This is a genomic window from Mesorhizobium sp. M9A.F.Ca.ET.002.03.1.2 (assembly GCF_003952365.1).
Lineage (GTDB): Bacteria > Pseudomonadota > Alphaproteobacteria > Rhizobiales > Rhizobiaceae > Mesorhizobium.
Genome location: NZ_CP034443.1, coordinates 2545058 through 2570509, shown reverse-complemented (window position 1 = coordinate 2570509; position 25452 = coordinate 2545058). Strand labels below are relative to the sequence as shown.

General features: G+C 58.5%; 18 protein-coding genes and 3 pseudogenes. 14 read left to right on the top strand and 7 right to left on the bottom strand.

Annotated elements, in window-relative coordinates; all coding sequences use genetic code 11:
- Positions 1 to 5 precede the first annotated feature (5 nt).
- The 5 genes from EJ066_RS12540 to EJ066_RS12520 all read right to left on the bottom strand — a co-directional run bounded on the left by EJ066_RS12540 (position 6) and on the right by EJ066_RS12520 (position 7655).
- The gene (locus EJ066_RS12540) at positions 6 to 1604 is read right to left on the bottom strand and encodes an ABC transporter substrate-binding protein (RefSeq protein ID WP_126038151.1); all 1599 of its coding nucleotides are present in this window, start codon (positions 1602 to 1604) and stop codon (positions 6 to 8) included.
- 992 nt (positions 1605 to 2596) lie between these two features.
- Entirely contained in the window at positions 2597 to 3280 is a 684-nt protein-coding gene (locus EJ066_RS12535; RefSeq protein WP_210211051.1) for a hypothetical protein, read from the bottom strand.
- A 197-nt stretch (positions 3281 to 3477) separates the two neighbouring features.
- Positions 3478 to 4581 carry a M14 family metallopeptidase gene (locus EJ066_RS12530; protein WP_189350315.1) on the bottom strand — a complete coding sequence of 368 codons (1104 nt, stop codon included), beginning with the start codon at positions 4579 to 4581 and terminating at the stop codon, positions 3478 to 3480.
- Positions 4582 to 5697 (bottom strand): Xaa-Pro peptidase family protein, encoded by a 1116-nt coding sequence (locus EJ066_RS12525; protein WP_245455199.1) that lies wholly within the window; start codon positions 5695 to 5697, stop codon positions 4582 to 4584.
- A gap of 533 nt (positions 5698 to 6230) precedes the next feature.
- Entirely contained in the window at positions 6231 to 7655 is a 1425-nt protein-coding gene (locus EJ066_RS12520; protein WP_126038142.1) for an amidase, read from the bottom strand.
- A 118-nt stretch (positions 7656 to 7773) separates the two neighbouring features.
- Here EJ066_RS12520 and EJ066_RS12515 point away from each other — a divergent pair, with 118 nt between their 5' ends.
- The 10 genes and pseudogenes from EJ066_RS12515 (at position 7774) to EJ066_RS12480 (ending at position 16328) form a co-directional block, all read left to right on the top strand.
- Positions 7774 to 7953: a hypothetical protein gene (locus EJ066_RS12515; protein WP_126038139.1), complete on the top strand. Its 180-nt coding sequence runs from the start codon at positions 7774 to 7776 to the stop codon at positions 7951 to 7953.
- 513 nt (positions 7954 to 8466) lie between these two features.
- The gene (locus EJ066_RS12510) at positions 8467 to 9336 is read left to right on the top strand and encodes a CoA ester lyase (protein ID WP_126038137.1); all 870 of its coding nucleotides are present in this window, start codon (positions 8467 to 8469) and stop codon (positions 9334 to 9336) included.
- A gap of 834 nt (positions 9337 to 10170) precedes the next feature.
- Complete coding sequence (locus EJ066_RS12505) at positions 10171 to 11424, top strand: acetyl-CoA carboxylase biotin carboxylase subunit family protein (protein WP_126038134.1); 1254 nt, start codon at positions 10171 to 10173, stop codon at positions 11422 to 11424.
- A gap of 362 nt (positions 11425 to 11786) precedes the next feature.
- The gene (locus tag EJ066_RS31310; protein ID WP_189350317.1) at positions 11787 to 12494 is read left to right on the top strand and encodes a hypothetical protein; all 708 of its coding nucleotides are present in this window, start codon (positions 11787 to 11789) and stop codon (positions 12492 to 12494) included.
- A 207-nt stretch (positions 12495 to 12701) separates the two neighbouring features.
- Positions 12702 to 12893, top strand: coding sequence for a transposase (locus EJ066_RS32560; protein WP_126038132.1), 192 nt, complete (start codon positions 12702 to 12704; stop codon positions 12891 to 12893).
- A gap of 416 nt (positions 12894 to 13309) precedes the next feature.
- Positions 13310 to 13648, top strand: a pseudogene (locus tag EJ066_RS32395) (transposase); the annotation flags it as partial.
- Positions 13649 to 13670: 22 nt separating this feature from the next.
- Complete coding sequence (locus EJ066_RS32390; protein ID WP_281015655.1) at positions 13671 to 13952, top strand: transposase; 282 nt, start codon at positions 13671 to 13673, stop codon at positions 13950 to 13952.
- Entirely contained in the window at positions 13876 to 14382 is a 507-nt protein-coding gene (locus tag EJ066_RS12490; RefSeq protein ID WP_245455129.1) for a hypothetical protein, read from the top strand. The genes EJ066_RS32390 and EJ066_RS12490 overlap by 77 nt, the downstream gene beginning before the upstream one ends.
- Positions 14337 to 14772, top strand: a pseudogene (locus EJ066_RS12485) (transposase); the annotation flags it as partial. The gene EJ066_RS12490 and the pseudogene EJ066_RS12485, both read left to right, overlap by 46 nt.
- 338 nt (positions 14773 to 15110) lie before the next feature.
- Entirely contained in the window at positions 15111 to 16328 is a 1218-nt protein-coding gene (locus EJ066_RS12480; RefSeq protein WP_126038125.1) for an acetyl-CoA carboxylase biotin carboxylase subunit family protein, read from the top strand.
- 594 nt (positions 16329 to 16922) lie between these two features.
- Here the strand turns inward: EJ066_RS12480 and EJ066_RS12475 are convergent.
- Entirely contained in the window at positions 16923 to 17723 is an 801-nt protein-coding gene (locus EJ066_RS12475; protein WP_126038122.1) for a transposase, read from the bottom strand.
- A 738-nt stretch (positions 17724 to 18461) separates the two neighbouring features.
- Between EJ066_RS12475 and EJ066_RS12470 the strand changes: the two genes are divergently transcribed.
- Positions 18462 to 18821, top strand: a complete 360-nt coding sequence (locus EJ066_RS12470) for a transposase (RefSeq protein ID WP_126038119.1) — start codon at positions 18462 to 18464, stop codon at positions 18819 to 18821.
- Between the two features lie 73 nt (positions 18822 to 18894).
- On the opposite strand, the gene EJ066_RS12465 is transcribed toward EJ066_RS12470, so the two are convergent.
- Positions 18895 to 19221 carry a hypothetical protein gene (locus EJ066_RS12465; RefSeq protein WP_126038116.1) on the bottom strand — a complete coding sequence of 109 codons (327 nt, stop codon included), beginning with the start codon at positions 19219 to 19221 and terminating at the stop codon, positions 18895 to 18897.
- Positions 19222 to 19397: 176 nt separating this feature from the next.
- Here EJ066_RS12465 and EJ066_RS31860 point away from each other — a divergent pair.
- From EJ066_RS31860 to EJ066_RS12455, 3 genes and pseudogenes are all read left to right on the top strand, one after another.
- A pseudogene (locus tag EJ066_RS31860) lies at positions 19398 to 20193 on the top strand (IS110 family transposase); the annotation flags it as partial.
- A 1899-nt stretch (positions 20194 to 22092) separates the two neighbouring features.
- The gene (locus EJ066_RS12460) at positions 22093 to 22581 is read left to right on the top strand and encodes a GNAT family N-acetyltransferase (RefSeq protein WP_245455128.1); all 489 of its coding nucleotides are present in this window, start codon (positions 22093 to 22095) and stop codon (positions 22579 to 22581) included.
- 212 nt (positions 22582 to 22793) lie between these two features.
- On the top strand, positions 22794 to 25175 hold the full coding sequence (locus EJ066_RS12455; RefSeq protein ID WP_126038109.1) for a penicillin acylase family protein: 2382 nt from the start codon (positions 22794 to 22796) through the stop codon (positions 25173 to 25175).
- The last annotated feature ends 277 nt before the right edge of the window (positions 25176 to 25452 follow it).

Here is a 25452-nt window from a genome sequence, read left to right as displayed (position 1 = left end):
GCTCCTCAGACCTTCTGCATGTTCCACATCGGGACGATCATTGGCATGCCAATTGAGCCAGTGAGAGTCTTGGCGCGCGCGATTGGCGAGACGTATTTCCCCAGCCTAACATCGCCGACAAAATCCCACCAAACTCGCTGCATCTTCCGAGCCAGTGCCTCGCGTTCTTCGAGCGTTTCGACATTTGACCATTCGGCCCGAAGAGCCTCATATTCGTCGCTCTTCGGCCAGCCGTACCAAGCCTTGTCGCCATTAGCGGTTAGCATGGGTTCAGTGAGCGGATTGCCGAGGGAATAATCGGGTTCGTCCGTGATGAAGATGCTCCAGCCGCCGTCCCCGATGGGGCCCTTGTTCGCCCGGCGTGTAACAACTCCACCCCAATCGCTCGGTGCAAGCTCGGCGTTGACCCCGATCTTCCGCAGCGCCGCCGCCAATAGCTGCGAGGCATTGCTGGCTCCCGACCAATCTGTCGGCTGGAGAATGACGACCTTCTCACCGGCATAACCGGCCTCTTTGAAGAGTTGCTTCGCTTTTTCCGGATCGCCGCCCTTCTTATACCATCCCGTGTTTTCGTCGTTAGATACAGGTGTATCGTTGCCGAATATTGAAGTCACGGGGCGGCCATAGTTCGGGTTCATGACGCGCATGAAAGCTTCCTGATCGATCAGGTGGAGGACGGCTTGTCGCGTCTTGACGTTATCAAATGGCTTTTGCAGAAAATTCATGCGCAGGACCACGTCCCAGCCCGCCTTGTCCAGAACCTGAAGTTCAAGATTGGGATCACTCTCGATCAATGTGTGAAGATCGGCTGGTGGCGACTCAAAGTAATCAATCTCGCCTGCTTGCAGGGCTGCCAAAGCTGTCTGCTGATCGCTTATGTTATCCCAGGTGACGCGATTGACCTTGACGATCTTCCCGCCGGCGAATCCATCGGGCGGGTTATTGCGCGGTACGTACTGTTCATTTCGGTCATAGGCAAAGCTCGCGCCAGGCCTGGCAAGAGCCTCATTGAACTTGAACGGTCCTGATCCGATATTCGTGCTCACCTGTTCGGTCGCAGGGTGATTAGCGTCCTTCTCGCGCATGATGAACAGGCACGGCGTCGTAAGGTCCGCCAGGATATGGATCAAAAGTCTAAGTGGCTCTCTGAGTGAGATCGTGAAGGTCTTGTCATCCTTCTTCGAAATATCCTTCGCTCGTTCCATGATCAGTTGTCCGCCGGGAGCCACCTGGGCCCAGCGGCGGATCGAGGCCACACAGTCCGCCGCAGTGACGGGAGTGCCGTCGTGCCAGCCTAGGCCATCCCGCACCTCGAGCGTATATGTCTTCTTGTCGTCGGATACGCCCCACTTTCCCACCATTTGAGGCTGCGGCATAAACTTGGAGTCGAGTGCGAACAGCGTGTCGTAAATTGCCGCGCCATGGTCAGCGGTGATGCTAGCCGTCGTCCAGATCGGATCGAAGACACGGAGTTCTCCGGTCTTCACCATGCGGACCATCTGTGCGGCGGTTGGCGCTGTCTGTGCCCGCAGAATCGAAGGGATCGATACAACCGTTCCTGCGGCCATGCCGATCTTAATGAGGTCGCGTCGAGAAATCGTCATCTTCTAGTTCCTCCCCTTTGAGCCACTGGCGCGGTTAATCCGCACCTATCAGTGCTGTTGACGCTACGCGTGAGGCATTTCGATCTCAAAAGGGCAGACCCTCATTCTCCCGCGAATGACCTGACCACGAGACAACATCCTGAAATGGGTAGCATCTCGGCACGGAGAGCTTGCGCCAAAATGCGGTGGCTACTGAAATGCGAGCCGCACACGGGCGGCGTGCTTTGAAATGTGGTCAGCATCTGCATGCCGCATGCGGCTTCTCATCTTCGGGCGGACACGTACGAGCCGCTAGACGTCATGTTCCCGGTCAGCAGCGGTGGCCGGTTCTTCGTGTGGGAACGAGGGTTGCTCCGGGCAAGCCGAGTCTCGTGCATCGGGGGCGGACCACGGGAGAGTAGAGCGAGGCGTTTGTCGCATTCGCCGTCGCGCAGCGAAGCACGCGTGGCTGTCGCCGAGGGGCCGGAGGGGGCCGGTTTCTCGGCGGGGTTGAGAACAGCGCGGCGGCAATCGAGCTGACGCTCAAAAGCTGGTGAGGCGACATGGCCGGCTCCATGTCTGTTTCGAAGCTGGCCCGTCCGGTTACCGGGAGCCTGGCCAGCTTGCATGGTGGTCGCTCCGGCCCTTGTTTTCCCGAGGTGCTCCTGGGGGAGCGCGTCAAGACCAACCGTCGGGGTGCTGTCACGCTGGAGCTGACGGGGGTCTGGGTTCCCGGCGCTGTCCACGCCGCGCCAACTCGCCGCCGGCGCCGATCGGCGTGCCGTCGGCGCGCCAACACGCGGCCCTAGTCATGCACCGTTCGCATCGAACCGGATTGCACTCATCCCGCCGCCAATGTTGCCAACTGCCGCCACATGACCGCGGTCGCGCATTGCCCCAGCACACCTTTCCGGCACCGAAGCCTCTACGCAATCGCAGCGTCCAGCGCCGCTGCGCCTCCAACGACTTGGCCCAGCGCACCACGTTCGCGGGAACCGGCGCGTTGTTGGACGTCACACAGGGGGACTGACTTCTATAAGCATCTTTGCGAGAGTTACGAAGTCTGCGACCAACAAGCCAGTGTCGCGCCGAACTGCTTCTGCTGCGAGTGTGAAGCCGGCGCATTCGAAAACGAGTGCACCTACCGTTGGCTCCGCATTCAAAAGCGATTTCGCCCCCGCCAGTACATCGGCTGTGATAAGGTCGGGAGTGGCGTCGGGGAAGGTGTCTGCAAGCCGCTGCCACGTTAAAGAGCCTTCGATACCGCCAATTGCTACGTCTATCTCGGTTGACGACCATCCGGCCCCAATGAGATGGCGTTCAGCAAGTTTGGTAGAGTCATAGGTCAGAATTCCTACTTTGCGCCCCAAAGGCAGACTCTTGGCGACAAGCGGCACGAGCGCGAGGCTCGACATCACAACAGGTACAGAAACCGCTGCCGCTACTTCGGCTTGATGCAGTGAGCTGAAGCCGCAGTTGGTGGTTATGGCTGCCACACCCTCGCTCTCCAGCTTTTGTGCTCCACGGATGTAGGCATCCTTTACTGATCGATCGCCAGCCACAAGCCTGGCCACGTTTGCACCTTCGACGGTCAGGCACTTGATCGGAAATTGATGTGTTTCGGGCGCGCACAGCGCTCCGGGATGACCGATCGGTCTATTTTCGAGTTCCAAAATCCCCAAAGTCTTGTTATTCACGGCGCGTCTCCTGATCGGAACATTTTTCTAACCGTTGCCTTAGATTGCACCGGGCGGCTTGGCTCGACTGCTGCCGTGACGTGGTAGATGTTGTGGCAGTGCCTTTGGCGCGCAAGCTAGGTACACACACCAATCGCCCTCCCTCGCGCCACTATCATGCCTCACGTGCATGACGTCGCTCGATAACGCGCCAACCTTCAAAACTGTGCAGGCCACTCAAACATTTGGCGATGCACCTGGCGGCTGCGCCAAATGATCATTTCCCGCCAGTCCGCTGATCTCGGATCGTAGTGTTCGCGAAGACGTAGGCGGATAGCTCCTGCGAGTTTGGGGTCTACATCTGAATTTTTTGCCAACCAGTGGTCCTCTCGCAGGACACGTCGACCGTTCTCAGGATCAAACGTGCCGAATTCAAGCGCCACATACACGTGCCGTTCACCAAGCAGCCGCTGCCAAAATTCATCAATACAGCCACGTATCGGCACTGACGACGACGTCCCGAGATCCGGCGAAGTGACCGATCGACCGAACATTGCCAACGCACGCTCATATCCAGCCAAGCCAGAGGGCTGCTCAGTCTGAAGCTCTCCGTAGCCGAAGGGGCCAAGACCCGTATGTGTGTCAACAATCACTACCCGATCTCGTGACTTCAGATCAAAGTCCTCGGCAATATTCTCTAGCATTAAACGAGAATGGCTGGGACCGAACCCTCCAAAGAACACACCATTGGGGTGGCTGTACTGGCCAGCCTTCCTCGCTGTTTGAAACGCGACTTCGCCTCTTTCCTTGCGGAATTCCTCAATAGCCCTCTCGGAAGCCTCGAACACCGGCCCCTCGACTTCTGCCGGGACCAGGTAATCTGCAAGTGCGTCGTAACCGGGATTGGCTGGAACAGGTTGCGAAAAGTCTACGAAGTTTCGATTTAGATCGCAGCCCTCCTCCGTCACGCGGCGATTCCATGCAAACCCGTAAGGGTTGAGTGCATGTATCATCAGCATCGCTTGGCCCGGCGTCAGCGAGTCCGCAATGCCCCTCCGCGTCCAGTCCACCTGTCCAGCGGAGCCGCAGTAGCCCTCGACGCCGTGAGTGGCCGAGATCAATATGCCGAGATGATGTGCTTCTGGATCGCCAAACCAAGCGACGTCAGTGAACAGTTCCTCGCCTCCGGGTCCCCGGGCTGGCGATTTATATGATCTGGCTGACTTGGCTGAATCAGCGAGCTTCAGGAACTTCTCGCGCGCTTCGAAATACGTCTCTGAGAAGCTCTCTGAGACGTCATGCAGTATCTCGTCTCGCATCATTCAGTCCTTAACAATCAGCTCACGAGCGGTTCTGGTAAGCGCCTCATAACCACCGTTAGTAACAACAAACGACTGGGTGATCGTGATGCCTGTGTCTTTGAGCCAAAGGCCGGCCATCAAGTGGAGTGCCACCCCGGGCTGAAGAACTGTGTGATCTCCTCGACGAATACTTGCCGTACGCTCGCCCCAGGTCGGCGTATAGGCGACTCCTATCGAATATCCCAACCGGTTCTCTTTCTCGATGCCGTGAGCGCTCATAGTCTTCCGCCATGCCAGTTCGATCTCTTCGCATGTCGCTCCCGGCCGCACCACATCAAGGGATGCGTCGATGCCTTCAATGACGTGGGACGCCAAATCACGGTAACTTTGAGGCGGTTCACCAAAGTAAATCGTGCGGCTCATCGGAGCATGGTAGCGTAGCCGGCAGCCGGAAATTTCGATATTTGCAACAGAGTTGGGGTCAATAGGGCGATCACTGAAAATCGGGTGAGCTTCACGAGCTCGTGCGCCGAACCCCATATGAGGCGGGCTAGTCGCGGGAAGCCCACCGAAAGACTCGGTTCCCGACATTTGTGCGTGGTAGATGGCTGCCGCCACGTCGCACTCTCTTACACCGGGAGCGGCGACTTCAACAGCGCGAGCCATCATGCGCTCGGTGATCTCGCCTGCTTGTCGCATATATGCGACTTCTTCGCCGCTCTTCACAAACCGCACCCAGTTCACAAGAAGTTCGGCGTCCTTGAAGTGAACGTTGGGCATTGCCTTCACAAACTCCGCGTGGTCTCGAGCCGTGTAGTAGTAGGCACCCATCTCAACTCCCACTACATTCGCGCTTGGCGATTCCTGCAGTATCATTTCGGCAATGAACTGTGACGCGTGCCGATCCGCAGCTTGAACATAGACATCGGGATACGGGATTATGCGGTCGGCTGGGAGGTAGGTCGTGACATGCGCGGTTGCCGAGTCAACCAGTCTCCCAATCCACAGGGGCAACTCAACATCTTGGAACACGATTAATGCCTGAACAGTATAAAATGACCAAGCGTCGTATCCACTTAGATAATATAAGTTCGCTGGCTCCGTGACGACAAGTACATCTAGACCAACTTCCGCCATACGCTTCTTTACGCGGTCCAGTCGCGACCTGTACTCAGCTTCGGAAAAATTTAGAACGCGCATTCAATCACCCAAAAGAGTTTTCGACTGGCAAAAACTGGAGAGACCAGCGCTGACAGGTCGAGGCTTGCCATTGCTTTGCCGAGCGTTACGGTGCGGCGACAGCGCGAACTGTATGAATGCAACCGACAAAGTCCAATACAGATACGAGGGTCCGTTCATCGCGAATCGAGATTGAAGTAGGTAACCGGTGCTGCGGCCCTTCGATTATCTGCCTAAGGGGCCCTACTCGGAGTCTTTGACATCTGCACCCCGTGGACGAGCGGCTCCGGATAAGCCGAAGGTCTCGCCCAGGCCATGGGTGTTCGACTTAGCCGCGGAAGTACCAAGACCGGACATCTACGGGCACAAGCCCGCGATTAGCCGTGCAGAGAAGTGATTTTGTTGCTTGATGGAGAACTTATGCGACAACATCGCGTTGGTCACGAACATTGCTAGCATTCAGATTGGAAACTGTGGAGGGGGATCGTCAGCTACCCTGCTCGAACCTTTGGTCGCCGGACGCTCCAGGGTCTTGCCTCCTCCAGATCACGTGCAACACGGACCAGTGTGGCCTCGTCGCCAAACCGGCCGACGATCTGAAGACCGATCGGCAGCCCGCTGGCGCTTTGCGCCAAAGGCAACGACACCGCAGGTTGTCCGGTGACGTTGAATACGCCAGTGTACTGACATATCGCCGTATCCGCTTCCACATATTCCTCTGCGGAGACCGCCGGGTTTGTCGCAGAATAGATGCCGCCATGCGGCACGGCCACGATTGGCATTGTGGGCGTCAGCAGAATGTCGAAGGCATGGATCGCCTCGCCCACACGGAAACGCATTCTGCGGAGCACCTCTTGTAAGTCCACCGCTCGGGAAGGAGGTAAACTGCGGCTAAATTTATAACGTTTAAGACTGACCGGCTCCAAGGTGTCCGCAGTGATAGTGCGCTCCATGGCCCGCGCCGCTATTTCGAGCGAACTCGCGGTCGTTGGGACGAGATAAAGTTTGCTGTAATCGACGGGCTCATATGGCGGGTCGATGTCTGTTACCATGTGCCCCATCTCCTGCAGAAGCGTTGCCGCCCCCTCAACAGCGTGCAGCACCTCGTGATCGAGGTTAACGCGCCCCCAACTCGTTCTCGCGACCCCGACCCGAAGACGACCGGTGGGCTGTGAGAGCTCCTCCACATAAGGACGGTTCGGCTGGACAATGATAAAGGGATCACCGGGATGGGGACCGGAAAAGACGTCCAGCGCGGCGGCCATATCACGCACTGTCCGACATAATACAAACTCCCGAACTAGGCCGGACCCTGCGTCCTGACGGTCCGGGCCGCCGGAAATGCGTCCGCGGGAAGGGTTCAGCCCGACAAGACCGCACCACGAAGCCGGGATGCGAGTTGAACCGCCGCCGTCGCTGCCATGGGCAATAGGAGTAATGCCGGCGGCCACCGCCGCTGCCGCTCCTCCTGAAGAGCCTCCCGCAGAGCGTGCCAAATCCCATGGATTGCGGGTGATGCCATTGAGACTGGATTCGGTCATGACCGTAGACCCAAGCTCGGGCGTTGTTGTTCTTCCGACACACCGGAGACCTCCGGCTCGGGCTCGACGAAAAAAATAGCTGTCGATCTGGGGACGAAAGCCTTTGAACAGCCGGCTTCCCTTTTCCTGGAGGCGGCCAGCTTCGGTGGCCCCGATATCCTTGCGCAAGAAAGGCACGCCATGGAAGGGCCCACCGTCCGCGCCGGCAACATTTTCAGCATCTTCGTAAAACTCGATGACAGCGTTGACGCGCGGATTAACCTCATCATAAGCCTCGCGAGCTAGCTCCGTTAATTCGAGAGGCGTCACTTCGCCGGCGCGTGAGAGAGAGGCCAAACCGGTGGCATCGTGCTCGACGTATTCACTTAGCTTCATTTGCAGCTATCCTCTCACCCTTTGCCTGCTGTCGGGCAGAAGGCATTGGCACGCACAGCGCGATTTTGAATTGTTAATCAGAGCTCGATGCACCGGAGGTAGCCGTTCTCCAACAGGAGTGCAGGGGCAAGATTTCGGCCTGAACCAGTACCTACAATCCATCCCGAGTCCGGCGCTGGTCAAATATAGTTTCGCGATTGATTTATCTGAAATTCAGATGGCAAAAATGCTGGCGCCGCCCATTACCGATCCGGTGGATTTGATTGGCTCTCTTGCTACTGTTGCAATGATGAGTTGAGGCAAAGAGCTCTCGACGAATTTCGAACGGTCGGCTGCGAACTTCGAAGGGCTGTCAAGGCGACCAATCCGTGATCCGGCTGTGCGTGCGTTGGGTATTTTCGCGTGCTGGTCACCCGCAGCCCAACATTAGGTAGGACAAGAACTGCCTCACGCGGCTCAGCTGCAGTTGCGTGGCAGCAGAGTTGGATTTTCCGTTCTCGAGGTGCTCGAGAAACGTGGCGATCATGTCGGCGTAGAGTCTCCCAGCTTGTGCGCGGCGACCACACTGAGATCCGCTTCCTCTACTTGGCGGCCGTCTTCTGCAAGATCCGGGTTGCGCCTCGCCCGCGCCTCGGGCTCGTTCGCCTATGCTGCATCGCTCCATGGCCGCCTCTGTCGTCATCTAGATCGCCCCTCAAGAATCGCGCTTCCATCTGGACTCCAGATAGTTGACGACAACAAAATATGTTTGACGATCTCAACAGGCAAATTGACAATCCCGCTTAACAAAGGACTTGAGAAATCAGTGGCCATGAACCAAGCCGAGGATGTCCATTGGCGCTCACTTCTCTTCGTTCCGGCAGACAACGCGCGTTATCTGGAAAAAGCACGCACTTCTCGAGCCGATGCCATCGTTCTCGATCTTGAAGACGCTGTTCTGACGGAACACAAAGCGGAAGCGCGCTCTGCGGTTCAAGGCATGGCCAGGAGTGTTCGCACCGGCTCACGAGACGTCCTTGTGCGCATCAACCGGCCCTTGTCATTGGCCGTCCGCGATATAGAGGCCGCCGTCTGTGGCCATGTCAAAGCGATCGTGGTGGCGAAATCTGCCGGCGCGGGGCATCTGGCGCTGCTGAGTGAGGTTCTCGATGAACTAGAAGCTGCGTCGGGCCTATCGCGGGGTCATACAAAACTCTTGCCTCTTATCGAAACTGCCGAGGCCGTAGCTCGGCTGGAAGAGATCGCATCCTCTCCGCGTGTGATAGCGATCGCATGCGGCGATGAGGACCTCGCCGCAGTGCTGGGGTGCGATCCGAACTCGGAAACCGTCATCGCGGTGAAGTATCGGCTTGTCGTAGCCGCGGCCCTTCGGGGAATTCGGCCGCTCGGCCTCTTGGGCACAATCGCAGAGTTTCGGGACATCGAGAAGTATCGCTCCTTCGTCCGGCGATCGCATGATGCCGGATTAAAAGGGACGTTGTGCATCCATCCTAGCCAGGTGGACGTCGCGAATGAAGGCTTTGCGCCAGATGACGAGCAGCTTGAGTATGCGAGACGCGTCGTCGAGGCCGCTGAAGTTGCTCGCAAGAGCGGTGCGGCAGCCGTCGCTCTAGATGGAAAGATGATCGACACACCTGTGTTACGCCGCGCCGAGAATGTGCTGAAGGCTGTTCAGTTGTAAGCCCGATGCCAGGCGGCATTGCATTCCACCCCTTCTAATCACTGAAAGTTGGCAATGTCTTTCATTCGCTAGCAGGTTTGGTGACCGGAGGGCAGCCTCAAGTCCCTCAAGCATCGCGTTCGCAGCAGCACCTTTCGGTAACTCTTCTAGTCGGGGTCGGAGAAAATGGGCAGGGTGGCCAGCGCAGATGGGGATCCAATTTTGCCGGCGACGTTCGAGCCGGTCGAGAACCCGACCTTTCGTTCGATCTGGTTCCCCAAGCCGGTTTCCAGCTCGGACTCGAAAGATAGTGTGTTGACGTGTTTTCAGAAGTGCCAACTCTGGTGGCTCGACGCTGCCACGACACCCGGCTCGGACCATTCGGCGGTTCATCTCTGCGGAGGCTAAAGTTTACTGTGACTCTCGACGTAAATATCGAGAACGAACTGCCTCTCTTCGCTGATTTCGAATCACGTGGGGCCGCCTCACACGGTAGTTGCCGTGCCAGAACATGGTGCGGTGCAGAAGCCGGCATCGCGGCTCCTCGCCGTGATCAGCGCCCCGCGCACAAGTCTTCGCGTTCAAATCTAGATTGTCGACCGACCATTCAAGATTTCTCACTTTTCGATTAACAGCGCCGCACACAGCGTCACGATTGCAGAGCGGATCGTGACGCGTGCCACACCGCCGTGACCAAACGTTGCAGCAAATTCTTCAAATAACGTTCGCAGACTCTTTGCAACTGCAAATGGCTGGGACTGGTAATACGTTGACCTACAGTCTGAGCCAGGCACGGCTGAAACAACGGGTTTCGCTCGGACCGTCACACATCACTCAACGTTGGGAAAACAGCCAATGGCAACAAGAACGCTCATCCTGATTGAAGGCACAAGGGGTAATGGTCCGCTATACGTTCAAGCGGCCCAGCGCCTTGGTCTTTATACAATTACCCTGTCCGCTGATCCAGCTCAGTACGACTATCTTGCGGCGGGAAGCTTTGAGGCGATACGTGTGGACACAGGCAGCCTCGATGCGCTGATCCGTGAATGTACCCGACTATGCGTGACCTATGACATCGCTGGTATTACGACTGCCACGGAGTCGTTCTATGCGACGGTTGGGAAGCTCTGCCAGCACTTCGCTTTACCGGGACCCAACCCGGCATCGGTTGAACGATGCTGCGACAAATTCGTTCAACGTCAGCTCCTTGCGCAGGCCGGCGTTCCAATACCTGAATTTCGCTTGGCAGTGGATGCGGCGGACGCAGAAAGCTCCGCCGTGAAGATCGGCCTCCCGGTTATTCTTAAGCCATCCGTTGGCATCGGCAGCAGCGGCGTCCGTTTGTGCTGCAATGTCGACGAGGTAACCGAACATATGACCTATTTGTTGGGCGGAAAGCACATGTGGCTGTCTTCACAAAAGCAACGTAAATGGCAGTCCTCGCCAGGAATACTGGTCGAAGCGTTCGCACAGGGGCCCCATTATATCGCTGAGATAATGGGGAATGAGGTCATTGGAATCAGCGCCGCTGGCTTCGGTCCGCCGCCGCATTTCGTCTTTCGTGAGTTGACCTTTCCGGCCCTGCTGACTGAGGACGAGAACAAACGTATCGCCGCTGTTTCACTGAACTGTTTGCGAGCTCTCGACCTTGGCTGGGGGCCAACGTGCATCGAACTCCGGTGGACGAAGCTTGGCCCAGTCGTCATTGAAGTCAATCCGCGTCTTGCTGGCGCGCCCGATCCTCAGCTGATTCAGCTGGCTTACGGTGTCGATCTCATCTCCGAGCACATCAAGCTTGTCATCGGCGACGAATGCAATTTGAGCAGGAGGCGTTCGCAGACTGCGGCTGCGCGTATGTTAGTCCCTGATGACGATGGCACCCTCGACTGGATAGATGGAAACAGACAGGCGGCTGCTATATCAGGTGTCGCCGAGGTCAAATTATATGTTGAACCCAAGACGCTGATCGTTAGGAAAGGCGATGACCGAGACTGCCTCGGACGTGTTATGGCCGTCTCACCCAGCCCTGCCCTGACCGCGGCGATTCTCCAGCGTGCCGTCGATTCAATTCGTTGGTCCATCACACCATCTCCGATGCTTGGCGAATAGGAACAATCTGCTGATAGAGACGCATCGGAGTATGGGTACGCTGCGGATCAGGTGACCCATAAGAATTGCTCCGCGAGGGATGGGCTACATGCGGCGACCGTAGCAACCACGCAAACGGCTTGTGGTTCGCAGGAGATAATCGCCTTCTATTGGTCTGAGCTAGATGGATCCGCGCTTTCCCCCGGGGAAGCACTTTTGTTGAGGTCTGGACGATGCAAGCGGCAACACGAAGGATCGGCATATGACTAGCAGCGCGCAAACATGGCCAAGAGTGCGCGGCGATTGCGATCGTTTGCGCAGCAGATGCAGCTGGTGGGTGCATTTGGACGCCCATTCGAGCAATTTTTGAAGGAGATGCATCCATGTCATCGCAGACCCCGCGTTCTCTAGGAATTCTGAACCTCGAACGGGGGCTGCAGCCTGGCGCCCCGCCCCGCAAGCCGAAGCCCGGATCGATGCTGAATCCCGCCACCTTCGACTTCCCGATCATATCGGAAACGGTGGCGGGAGCTTGGGCGGATGTCGTCATCCGCGGAGATCCAACGCTCGAGTCGGCCTGCATCGCGGCCGCCCGGCGCCTAGTCGAGCGAGGCGCTGTGGCAATAAGCGCAAACTGCGGCTTCTTTATCCGGCATCAGGCAGCGGTGGCCGCGTCGGTGAACGTCCCCGTGGCGACATCAAGCCTGCTTCTGTTACCGATGTTGCTCCGCCAGTTGCCGCGGCCCGCCAAGATCGCCGTCGTGGCCGCCGACTCGACGTGCTTGGTCGAAGACCTGCTCGGGGTTGACGATCCGACCGATCGGGCAAGGGTTGTCATCGGCGGCATCGAAGGCGGCAAGTTGTGGAGAAACGAGATGATGCGTCCGCCACTCCCGACCGACGTCGTCGATATTGAGATAGATGTAGCCGCCTGCGTCGCGCGACTCCGCGCCGCGCATCCGAAAATCGCGGCGATCCTGTTTGAATGCACGGCCTTCCCGTTAGTCACGCCCGCGATCCGCAACATCATCCGATTGCCCATATATGACATCACCACCCTCTGCCGGCTGACGTTCGCGTCGATCAACTGACGCCGTCGTTGCATGCCCCCAAGACAGGCCGTTGTGCTGGCAATACGTGAGGTTGACCAATATTTCGGGCATGGTGCGATTGCCGGCTTTGACGAAGCCGGTGAGCACGCCATGTTCTGTAAACGCAGCCCAATCCATCTGGCGCGGCATGAAATGGGCGAGAAATGATGACAGGAAGGAGCCGAGAAGCTTGCGCTGTCAATTTGTATGTCTGCGCCTATGGCTCCGGGCGCGAATGTGTCGGCGATCGCGCGACAGGCTGGACTGGCGACCTCGCAGCTGTTCGGCTGGCGGCGCAAGGCGATCAAGAGCGGTGCGGTCACGCCGCAGCGGGATGCGGATCGGCTTGGCTTTGTCGGGGTCACCCACCCGGCGTCTTCAACGGTCGAGATCTGTTAGGCGATGTGGCATTCGGGCTGGCGCCGATGTCGGCCAGGATCATTTGGCCAGGATTATTCGCGCGGTCCGCCTGGCATGATCCCGGCCAGCGTGAAGGTGTTTGCCGCCAGCCATCCGGTCCGTTTTAGAAAGGTCCCGACGGCCTTATGGCACCGATGGTGCGATTGCTGGCTCGGACCGTTATGCGTTGGGCGAGTCTATGCGGTGGAGCCGGTAGTGTGCTGAGAGTTCTGCAATTCGCTTGAGAGAGGGCGGTCATGGCAGGCTGGTGATTGTTCACGTCACCTGATTCCCGCGAAGGAACGCCACCATGACCAAGACAGAAGGTAAATCGACCAGCGCTGCCGTCAAAGACATTCTGCTTTTTAATACTACAGTTGTTGATCAGTTGATTTTGTGATTCCCTTCGCGAGGTTATGGAGGGAATCATGTCTGTCGCGTCGTGGTCAGGGTCTTTGTTGGCCTGGGAACAGGAGCTCTCGGCGCTGAAGGCGCGGGTTGGGCGGGCGCTTCCTCGTCGTGAGCTGCGGGAGACGGGCACAGATTTCCTTGACGGCCTTCTTTCCGGCATTGAGCGCAAGACCGGCTGGCTGATGGGAGAGCAATCCGGAGCGGAGCGGCCTTATCGGGTGCAAGCGCTGTTCGGGCGCAGCCACTGGGACGCGGATCGGCTGCGAGACGAGGTTCGCGATTATGTAGTGGAGGCGTTGGGCGATGCGGATGGCGTCCTGATCGTCGACGAGACGGGATTTGTGAAGAAGGGCGATCGTTCCGCCGGTGTTGCGCGTCAGTACTCGGGAACGGCGGGCGGATCGAGAACAGCCAGATCGGCGTGTCTTGGCTTACGCGAGTCGCTACGGTCAAGCGCTGGTCGATCGTCGGCTTTATCTGCCGCAGAGTTGGACAAAGGATCGGACGCGGTGTGCCAAGGCGTCATTTCCGGAGACGGTCGAGTTTGCGACCAAGCCGAAGATGGCGCGCCATGGTCGAGGCGGCGCTCGATGCCGGCGTCCCATGCGCTTACGTTCTTGGCTACGCTGTCTACGGGGCGGACAGTAGCCTTCGCCGGATGCTGGAAGCTCGCGAGCAGCCCTATGTCTTGGCGGTGCGAAGCGCTCACTTCATGCGCCGCCGGGAGGATCGTCGGTTTGATGAAACCTCGCCCGAGGAACTGGCCGGCGAACTCGCACCCGAGGACTGGGCCTGTCATGCGGCAGGCGAAGGCGCCAAAGGGCCCCGGCTCTACGACTGGGCCCGTATCCGCCGCCCTTGGACGTCAAAAGGCGGCTTCGAGCATTGGCTTCTCGTCCGCCGCAAGCGATCGACATCCGGAGAAGAAGCCTACTACCTGATCTTCGCCCCGCCCGGCTCCTCCTTGGCCGAGCTGGCGGCAGTGGCCGGCCTGCGTTGGGCGATCGAGGAGTGCTTTGAGCGCGCCAAGGTTCGGAGCGAGCCCTGGTGGCGACGCTTGCGGAGATGTATGTGCTAGGGGTCTCGACCCGCAAGGTCAAGGCGATCACCGAAGAGCTGTGCGGCCATGCCTTCTCGGCCTCATCGATCTCGGCCATCAACAAACGCCTGGACGAGAGTTTGAAGGCGTTTGCCGAACGCCCGCTTCAAGAGCCTTTTGCCTTACCTCATCCTCGATGCCCGCTACGAGAAGGTGCGTGAAGCTGGCATCGTCATGAGCCAGGCGGTGCTGATCGCAGTCGGCATCGACTGGGATGGGCGGCGCCAAATCTTGGCCGTCGAGATGGCCAATCGCGAAAGCCGCTCGGCCTGGAAGGACTTAGCCCTCAGGGGCGTCGAACTGGTCGTGTCCGACGACCATGCCGGCCTTGTGGCGGCGATCGGCGAGGTGATCCCGGAAGCGGCATACGTGCCGCGTGGCCAGCGGCAGGTGCATAGGCCACCAAATCTCTTGGCCCAACGCCTTTGAGCTCGCGTTCAGCATCTCGTTCACGATGAACCGGCCGTCTCATCAAACTGGCTTCCCCGGAAGCATCCAACCTTGGAAATTGATCGAGAAGCTCCATGCTACGCCGGGGGGCAACCAACGTTGCAACAGATCCTTCATACCAATTCACAGAAATTTTGCGACCACACACCTCCGCTAATAGTACATTAACGGCAAAGTCTGAGGTCAGGGACAGCTTAAAGCTGATGCCGATTTACGCTTGGACCGCGCACCAGCATGCAATATCGGAGCAACAGCCAATGGCAAGAAGAGCGCTTATCCTGGTTGAAGGTCATCGGGGAAATGGTTTGTCATACGTCCAAGCAGCCCAGCATCTTGGCCTTCATCCAATTACCTTGTCGGCCGACCCAACTCAGTACAGCTATCTTGCTGCGGAAGAGATCGAGACTATCCTTGTCGATACAGACAATCTCGATGCTTTGATTCGCGAATGTTCTCAGCTACGTGCGACCTATGACATTGCTGGGATCACGGGCGCCTTGGACTCAGTCTATGCGGCAGTCGGCAAGCTCTGCCAGCATTTCGATCTACCGGGACCGAACCCTAGATCGATTGAACGGTGTAGTGACAAATTCACTCAACGTCAGCTTCTCGCGGGGGCTGGCATTCCAATTCCTGCTTATCGCTTGGCAGCGAATGCAACCGACGTACAAAGCTCTGCTGCGGAAATCGGCCTTCCGGTGATTCTAAAGCCAACGGTAGGCAGCGGCAGCAGGGGTGTCCGATTGTGCCGCGACGTCGATGAGTTAACGGAACATACGGACTATCTGCTGGGCGGGAAGCACACATGGCGGTCTTCACCGAGAATACTGATCGAAGAATTCGCACAAGGCCCGTATTATTTCGCTGAGACAATGGGAAATGAGGTCATTGGGATTGGCGCCGGTGACTGGGGCCGCCCACCGCATTTCGTTTGTCGAGCGATGACCTTTCCGGCCCTGCTGAGCGATAACGAGCATAAGCGTGTCACCGATGTTTCGCTAGGCTGTTTGCGAGCTCTCGGCCTTGGGTGGGGTCCGACGAACATTGAATTCCGGTGGACGAAGCTTGGACCAGTCGTCATTGAAGTCAATCCGCGTCTTGCTGGCGCGCCCGAGCCTCAATTGGTTCAACTGGCTTACGGTGTCGATCTCATCTCCGAGCACATCAAGCTTGTCATCGGCGACGAATGCAATTTGCGCAGAAGGCATTCGCAGACTGCGGCCGCGCGGTACCTAGTTCCTGATCGCGATGGCACTCTCGATTGGATTGACGGCCACAGTCAGGCGGCTGCTATACCAGGTGTCGCCGAGGTCGAATTGTATGTTGAACCCAAGACGCCGATCGTTAGGAAAGGTGATGTCCGAGACTGCATAGGACAGATCATCGCCGTTTCACCCAGCCACGCTCGGACCGAAGCGATAATCCAGCGTGCCGTTGACTCGATTGATTGGTTGATCACGCCGGTGAAGTCCTAAACTTGCTTCTCTACTCGGCGTGTTGAAGTCGAGCGCTTGCGAGCTTTCCGCTTCGCCGGCATCTGATGTTCTTTCGCGGCTTTTGCTTCTCTACGGGATTGGCGCTCAGGCCCTCCCTCCATGGGATTCAAGTGAACGAGGTGAGCAATCTGGAAAGCGTCCTGCCGAAGCGGAACAAGCAAGTTTGCGAACTCACCTCATTTGTTGTCCGCGAGGGACAATCGTCCCACCGGCAAGTGGGAACTTATCGTCTGGCTCCTTCCGGCTTTTACATTTCCTCCTTCATCAATATTCCCCTCTCCGGTTCGACCCTGCGGCCATCTTCACGTCCCGACCTTCTGCGGCTGGCCGCCTTGCGCAGTGGTCGTCAAGGGTGGGTCCCGACAGCGCCATCGCGTAGGGACTTGGCGCCCTTTACGAGCGCGAGCACGGCGGCAGGCTAGGTTTGGTTCGGCATGAGTTCCTTCCTGGTCCAGCGGAACTGTATTCCGTCGCTCCACATGCGATGCATGATCACCGCCAACCGCCGTGCAAGCACGACGATTGCTTTTCGCATGCCACGCCGCTTGACGATATTATCGACCAAGCCTTTAGTCACGACCACTTGGACACGCGCGCCAGCAGGACCTGCGCGGCTTCATAGAGCAGCGCGCGCACCATGGCGTCGCCGCACAGCGAGATGCGGCCGACCCGGCGGCTTTCGCCCGACTCACTAAGCATCGGTGTCAGGCCCAGGACCGGGCCAACAGCTTTGAAGCTGCGGAGCGGATCGCAATGTCCATGGTTGCGGTGTAGGCTAGCGCCGCGACCGGCCCGACCCCCTGGGACCGTCATCAGACGGCACCTCCCATCCTCCCGAGCGAGCACCAGAACGTTTCGGTGAAGGGCGGCAAAGTGCTGGCGCAGCTTGCTTCGTGCATCGAGCAGCGGCTCAAGGAGCTCGATCAGGTCGGGCAGGCCTTCGGCGAGCTCGTGGATGCGTTGCTCGAATTTTGCGGCACTGACCATGCCCACCTTGAGCCCCGAAATTGCGCAGATCCCGCGGATGTCCTTCTCGATGGCAATCGCCCTGTCCTGCAGCAGCTTGCGTGCCGACAGCAGTGCCCGACGTTTCGCACCATCTGGGCACCGCAGGAATAGATGCGATCGGATTTGTTCGGCTGGGCCTGGAGAAATGCCTTGATGTGCCGGGTCTCGATGCAGATCACCGGCAAGCCAGCTTTGGCAAGACGCTCGAACAGCCATTGGATAAAGGTCCGGCTTCAAGCCCGATCCGCTCAAAATCCCAAGCAGGATCCTCGAGCACCCGCGCAAATCCACGGGATGGCTTGCCACTTTCATTGCCCGGTACACCTTGCCTGCTTCATCGATGATGCACACCGCCGGCTCTTTCACCGAGCAGTCCAATCCGGCATAGTGTTTCGCGCTGCAATCCTTTCCTGATGCTTGTGGCTGTTCCTCACAGACCACGTTTATGATCAGCTCGAGCGCAGCACCTCAGCCAGGCGTCGTCACCAAAGATGAGGCTCCGAGCCGAATACCCCATCTGGAAATTGAGGGCGGGTGCATGACGATGGAATATCGGCATGGACGCGCACGCGCCAATCCCTTTCCGACCTGATTATGAAGCTTGCGACCCGCCTGATCCTGGAGGAAGCACTGGAGGGGGAAAGCCGGGATGCGGTCGGGCGGGACTATTACGAACCCGGCGCCGAGCCGGCCAGGGTTACCGCAACGGCCTGCGCAGCGGGCGCCTTAAGACGGCGGAAGGCTTCGTGGAATACTCGGCCCCCGCAGGTGACGGGCCGCGGTGTGCCGTCCGGCGAGTATGTGAAGGGACGCACGGAGGCGCTCGAGGACCGCGCGGTGGAACTGCTGGCACGCGGTCTTTCGGTGCGCGAATTGAGGACGCCTTCGGCGATGAACCGGGGCGGCTGCTCCTGTCGAAAACCGCGGTCAGCGAGACCGGCCGGCAGACTACCAGGAGTTCGCCACGCGTGATCTTGGCGAATATGAGATCGCCTATCTGTTCGTCGACGGCATCGCGTAACGGATCCGCTCCGGGCAGAAGCGCCAGCCGGTGCTGGCCGCCTGGGGTTTACGGCATCTGGCGCCAAAGTACTTCTGCATCTGATGGCGGGTTTCAAGGAGGACGCCGAGACGGTGAGCGCATTCTTCCAGGACATGCGCGGCTGCGGGCTCGGCGATCCGCTGCTCGTCGTGTGCGACGGGGCAGCCGGCATCATTAAGGCGATCGAGACCTGCTTTCCGCGCTCGGAGCGTCAGCGCTGCCTGGGGCACCGGATGCGCAATGTCGCCGCCAAGGTGCCGGCAGACCGCTGGCCCGAGTTCAAGGCCCGCGCCACCGCGGCTTATCAGGCTCCCTCGCGCGCCATTGCCCGCGATCTCGCCGCCGGTCTGGTGAACGACTACGAGGCCCGAGCGCGGCCGCCTGCTTCATGGACGACTTCGAAGCGGCAATCGCGCATCTGATTGCCGAGCACTCACCGCCGCCATCAGTACCACCAATCTTCTGGAACGTCTGTTCGTCGAGGAGCGGCGCAGGCTAAAGACCCTTCCCAATGCCCTCGGCGAGAAGCCCGTTCTCAAGCTTATGTTCAGCGCCATGATCCGAGCTACCGAGCGGTGGCGGGCAATCAGGATCACCGATTTCGAGCGCCGCCAGATGACCGCCGTCCGGCACGAACTCGATCAGGAATACGAGACCCGAAAAAAAGGGCCTCGACAAGAAAGCAGCGGCAAAGGAGCCCCGCCAGAATTTATCCAGCAGTTCCCGGACTTGACCAGCTGCGACGGCACGCCTGATCAGAAAGCTCGCTTTCGGCGAGACACCCTTCTGCAGTTCATTACACCCGCAGATCCGAGCATACATGGAATCCTGCGCAGGTTCATAGTGGCTCGCCCGGAAGATACGGGCACTTGGTCAAGGTGCGCTTGATCCCCGCGCAATTCGTGAAGATTCCATGAGGAGGAGACGCGCGCGCCTAACTCGGAAGAGTTGGGCCGCTCACTTCCTCGACGGAGACCTTTGCCATGCAGGCTGCCAGAATGACCACCGCACATACGCTTGCGACCGTTGGGTGCGGCGCGATTTCCGTTTCTCTGGAGCTCAGCCGCTCAACGTGGCTGGTGACATTGCGGCCCCCGTGGGATCCAAGCTGTCGACGCAACAGGTGCGGGGTGGGGATATGCCGGACTGCTGGAGCGCTTTTCGGATCTGCAACGCCATGTCCGCCGCCGGACCGGCCGGATTGTCCCATTGATCGTGATCCAGGAAGCCGGACTGGACGGGTTCTGGATTCACCGCGGCCTGATCGCGGAAGGGATCGAGAGCCACGTCGTTGACCCAGCTTCGATCGCGGTTTCGCGCAGGCATCGCCGCACCAAGACAGATCGGATCGACGGGGGAGGCGCTTGTTCGCACACTCATGGCGTGGAAAGGGGCGAACCGCGGGTCTGTTTGATGGTTTGCGTACCGACACCGGAAGAAGCGGATCGTCGGCGCCTTTGCCAGAACTGAAGACTCTGATCGGAGAGACTATCCGTCATGTAAACCGGTTGAAGGGTCTGTTCTTGTCGCAAGGGACGGCGGGTACGATCCTCTGAACAATGACCGCCGGGATCGCCTGAAGGCTCTGCGCATAGGAGACGGGCGGCCGCTTCCGACATCTCAAGACGCTGGCCCTGCGCGAGCTGGAAGTCATCGAGCTGCTTAACCGGCAGATCGAGGCCGTGAAGGCGGAGCGTGATGACTCTTGGAGGCTCCGGCCGCCAGCTCCGCACTGGAGCCGGTTCGGATGTTGCTCGAGCTCAACGGCGTTGGCCCCGGTTTTGCCGGCCCTTGTGATCCGAAGCCCTGTTCAGGAAATTCGCGAATGGAATTCTGGTGCAGCCGTTATTTCGGCGACCGCATGTGAGCTTAAGCGCGCAGGTCGACTGCGACACGCGTTTGCCAACGATGACCTGAAAATCCATACTTGATCCAATCCTCCTCATGTGAGCCTTATGTGGAGTCGAACAAAAACGACATCATCGACGCTGAGGCGATCGTGGAGGCTACGGACGCGGCCGGTTCATCACCGTGAAGGAAACTGATCAGGTCGATCTTGCGCTGCACCGGATCGCGACCAGATGATCGACTCGAGGACGCGGTTGATCAAACAGATGCGGGCTTTCTGCCTCGAATACGGCGGCCTTTGCGTCAAGGCGCGGGATTGTTCAAATTTGATCTGCGGACGCTTTGAATGACGAGGAGAACGATTTGTCGCCGACTGCTGGGCGATCTAAACACCGATCTCTCTCGCCTTGAAGAGCGTATCCGCCAAGTGACGAAGGAGAGATCGAAGCGATTACCGATCGAGAGGAGGTGGCACGCCGACTATGACAATCCTGGTATCGGCGCATTAGGTGCGACTGCTTCGCTCGCCGCTATCGGCAACGGGTAGCAGTTTCGCACAGCCCGCTGCGGCATGGCTGGGCTTGGTGCCCAGACAATACTCGACCGGAGGAAAACAGACGTTGCTGGCATCAGCAAGCGGGGAACTGCTATGTGAGAAAGCTCCTGGTACATGGAGCGCGATCCTGGTTTCGGCATCTGGACCGAACGCGCGATAGCTTTGTAAGCTGGCTCAACGGGCCTTTAGTGTCGCATGCATCCGCACAAAGCAGTCGTCGCACTTGCCGCCAAGATGCCACGCATTGTCTGAGTGGTTTAACCAAGCCGGGTGCACTCTACGAACGCAGAGATCCTGCTTTCGCTGATGCTTGCGGCTCGATTGCAAGGCTCGTGAATCGAGATAACGAAACAGTGGACCAGCATGCCGTACGCCCTGTGCAAAAAAGCGGGCTTCGTGCCCGAATTGGGAACGGCGTGCGCGGATCTCGTCAGTGGCCTGGCTGCAACAGGAGTCCAGTCGCGAGAGGCCGGACACATTTATGCAACTGAAATCGTCATTCGTGATGTCGCGACACCTTGCACGGACGGGGCAGACCATACATTTTTTGACAGAAGCTCCCAGTGCCGAGGCTTCTCATCTGGTCGGGGAGCAGCTTCTTGAGCTTTGCGTTCTCCTTCTAGGGCCTTCAGCCGCTTGGCATCAGAGACTTCCATCCCGCCTTCCCGTGCTGGCGGACCAGATCGCCCGCCTTCGCACCCGCCTCATGCTCGCGGAAAACCGCGATGATTCCGTGAAACGCTTTCCCTTCATCTGTCCGTCCTTCAATCGAGGCCCGACTCCAATCTCAGGTGAAGTAAATTACCCGTGGCAGGTCAAAGCAAGACACGTCGGATCACGGAAATGTCCAAACGTTCAGACTCAAAACAAATTTTTTAATGTTACGTTTGCCGAAAAGAAAATTAAGATACCCTTCGCTCAAATTAACATTCAGCCTTTTGTTGGTGTGATAGATTTTGGGCGATACCGGTCGAGGACGGCGCCATGGCCGCAACCCTGCAATCGATAGCTTTGTGCACCCGTGCACGAGGTGACAACATCCAGCGTAAATAGCTGCGGAGCTGAAACTATGGAACGCCTGCCGATAACTGCGGCCTCTCAACTTGCATGGCTGGCAACCAGATTGTCCGACCAGTTTTTTTGGTCCCGTCGGTGCATTTCCTGAAGGGCGCCAAGGAGGCGTTTGCGCTTTGCCGACATCCGTTTAGAAAGATGGATGAGTTTGACCGATGAGGCTGACGACTGAACGTCTCATATTGCGTCCCTGGGAGGACAAAGACCGGGGCCCAATGGCACGAATTTACAGTGACGCGCACGTCAGACGCTTCTTTCCCAAAGTGCTGACGGTCGAGGAAGCGAATGTCAAGATCGACGTTGCGATCGAGCGTGCCCGGACCAACGGGTTTCATTTTCAGGCCGCTGAGCTGAAGGGCAGCGGCGAGCTTATCGGTATGATCGGGCTCGGCGTCTTCTCAGAGGCGGTGCAGGCGGCAATTCCCAGCCATCGGAGCGTCGAAATCGGATGGGTGCTCGCAAAGGAACATTGGGGCAAAGGATTCGCGACCGAAGGTGCGCGGGCATGGCTCGAGTACGCCTGGTCAATCGGTCTGCCGGAGGTCGCGGCCTTCACAGCCAAGGAGAACGAGCCGAGCCAAAAGGTCATGCAGAAGATCGGCATGATTTATGATCCCGCGGGCGACTACGAGAACCCCGAGTTCGGCGCGGGCCACTGGTTGCGGCCTCAAGTGGTCTACCGGAAGCGGAATCCGACGTTGTAAGAGCGGCATCCCATCAATTGAAAGAAGCGGAGGATGAGATTGCGATGTCAGCCGAGCAACGCGTCCCTCCAGCTGCACGCGGGGGAGCGTCCACCTATCGCTTTCGGATTGAGCGGTCGACAAGCTCGGTCCGCAATCCCGAGCCATAGTATGTAGCGGCGTTAACTTTTTCACGGGCCACGCGGGCACGGCCCAGAGCAAATAGGTTCTTCATGCTATCGACACATGGACAAGCAACTCAGTCAATCAGAAGCATCGAGGTCAGCGGCCTCAATGAACCGGTCGAAATTGCTATCGATAGATGGGGGCTGGCCCACATTCGCGCGCATGGCTTGGAGGATCTCTTCTTCGCACAGGGTTACAACGCCGCGCGCGATCGCCTGTGGCAGATTGACCTTTGGCGCAAGCGAGGACTCGGACTATTAGCGGCGGATTTCGGTCCCGGATTCCTCGAGCAAGATCGCGCTTCCCGTCTTTTCATGTACCGCGGAGACATGGCAGCCGAGTGGGCGGCATATTCGCCTGACGCCAATGCGATTTGCCAAGCATTTGTCACCGGGATTAATGCCTACGTGGACCGCGTGAAGCGCGGCCAGGAAAGGCTTCCTCCCGAGTTCGGGAAGCTCGGCACTAGTCCGTCGCGCTGGAAAGCCGAAGACGTCGTACGCATCCGAAGCCACGGCATTATACGCAATGGGGTCTCTGAGATTGTGCGGGCGAATGTTCTGGCAAGGGCAGGAACGAGGGTGGATGCCCTACGCAGATATCTTGAACCTCAGGTTCAGCCCGCTACCGATCCCAACCTGGCATTGAGGGCCATTCCTCTTGCCGTCATCAATGCCTTCAATTTGGCGACCGCTTCCGTCACCTTCAGTCAGGAACGCCTCACTGCCCGCCTGGAGATGGCCGCTCTCTGGAATCGCGTCGATACGCTGGGAGAGGTCGTACAGGCAATCGAGTCGGAAGGTTCGAATAACTGGGCCGTCTCGCGCTTACGAAGCGCAACCGGCCGTCCCATTATGGCGATGGACCCGCACAGGCCACAAGCGGTACCGGCGCTCCGCTACATGGTGCACCTCTCGATGCCTGGCTTCGATGCGATTGGCGCGGGCGAGCCTGCCGTGCCCGGCATCTCTCTGGGGCATAATGGTCGCAGCGCTTTCTCGCTCACCATTTTCCCCGCCGACCAGGAGGATGTCTACGTCTACGAGACGAAACCTGGCGATTCGGTCGCCTACCGCTATGGCGACGGCTGGGCGACCATGACGGCAGTTGAGGAAGTGTTCGATGTGAAGGGTTGCGTGCCGCAGATCCTACCCTTGCGCTTCACTCGGCATGGTCCAGTCGTCTACGAGGATAGGGAAAGCCGGAAGGCTTTTGCCATTCGCACCCTTTGGAGCGAACCGGGGTCGGCTCCCTACCTTGCAAGCCTCTCCGCCGTGCGCGCCAAATCCTTCGACGAATACCGGAAGGCCCTGCGCAACTGGGGAACGCCTTCGACCAATCACCTCTATGCCGACGTAACCGGGACGATTGGTTGGCAGACGGCCGGCAAGATCCCGATCCGGCCCAACTGGAACGGACTTTTGCCTGTGCCGGGCGACGGACGCTACGAGTGGAGCGGCTATGTGGCGCCTGAAGATTTGCCGTCGGCCCGAAATCCCGAACGGGGCTTCCTTGCGACAGCCAACGAGATGAATCTGCCGTCGGGCTGGAAGGTGGACAATCCACCGATCGGATACGAATGGAGCGACCGAAGCCGGGCGCAACGCATTTGCCGCGTTTTGGATGGCCAGCCGAAACACACACTCGGCGACTCTTGTGCACTTCAGAATGATCTTTATTCGATCCCAGCGGAGCGCATGCAGGCGATCCTCCGCCATCTGCGGTTCGAAAACGAGGCAGCGGGCCGTGCGGCAGCCCATATGCTCGCTTGGGACTGTGTGACGGATCCAGAGTCGTCGCCAGCCGCACTTTTCGAGACCTGGATCACAAGTCACCTGAAACCGGCGCTTTATCAGGCTTTCACGAAAGGCGATAAGATCGACGCTCTACTGCAGCCCGGCGACATCCAATCCGTGCTCTCGTTTTCGGAAAGGCCCGAGGAATGGTTGGAGAGCAATGCCGACGCGGCGCGCCGGGACATTTTTCAGCATACGCTGGGGGCGGCATGGCGCGACTGCGAAACCCGCTTCGGAGGAGCCCCTAGACTTTGGCAATGGGGCAAGCTCCATAAGCTATCTCTTGAGCATGCGCTGAGCCGCGCTTTCCCCGAACTGTCGGCGTCCTTCGACCTAGAACCTATGGAGCTTGGCGGCAGCGGCTCAACACCGATGTGTGCTGTCTACCGGCCCGACGACTATCAGACCATCGCAGGCCCGTCCGTGCGAATGGTCATCGATGTAGGAAACTGGGACAACAGTCTTTTTATAAATTTTCCTGGGCAGTCGGGCGATCCGGAGTCGCCGAACTACAGCAACATGAAGGAAGATTGGCAAAACGGCAAATACAAGCCACTCCTCTATTCGACGGAAGCAATCGAGCAAGCGACAGCATTGCGGATCATGCTGAAACCGGTCCGACGCCCGCAGTGATGCGAGTGGGCAAAGCCAACCCGGTCTAAATCGCGCCGGCCGAGATGAAGTAAGAAGACGTCTGTGACTGAAATCGAAGACATGAAGCCTTGGAAGTGGCCCGATGATCGTTGGCGCAATCACGAACTAAACGACTTGCGCTATGGTGGAAAATCGATCGGCCCGCCTGTCTTGGGGGCAGTAGGGAAACAGGTGCGGAATGCCCGCATCATATCTGTGCTCCAAAAAATGCGACATCAAAGCTGCTGGCCCAGCCTAGCTGTTTGATCCCAGGCTC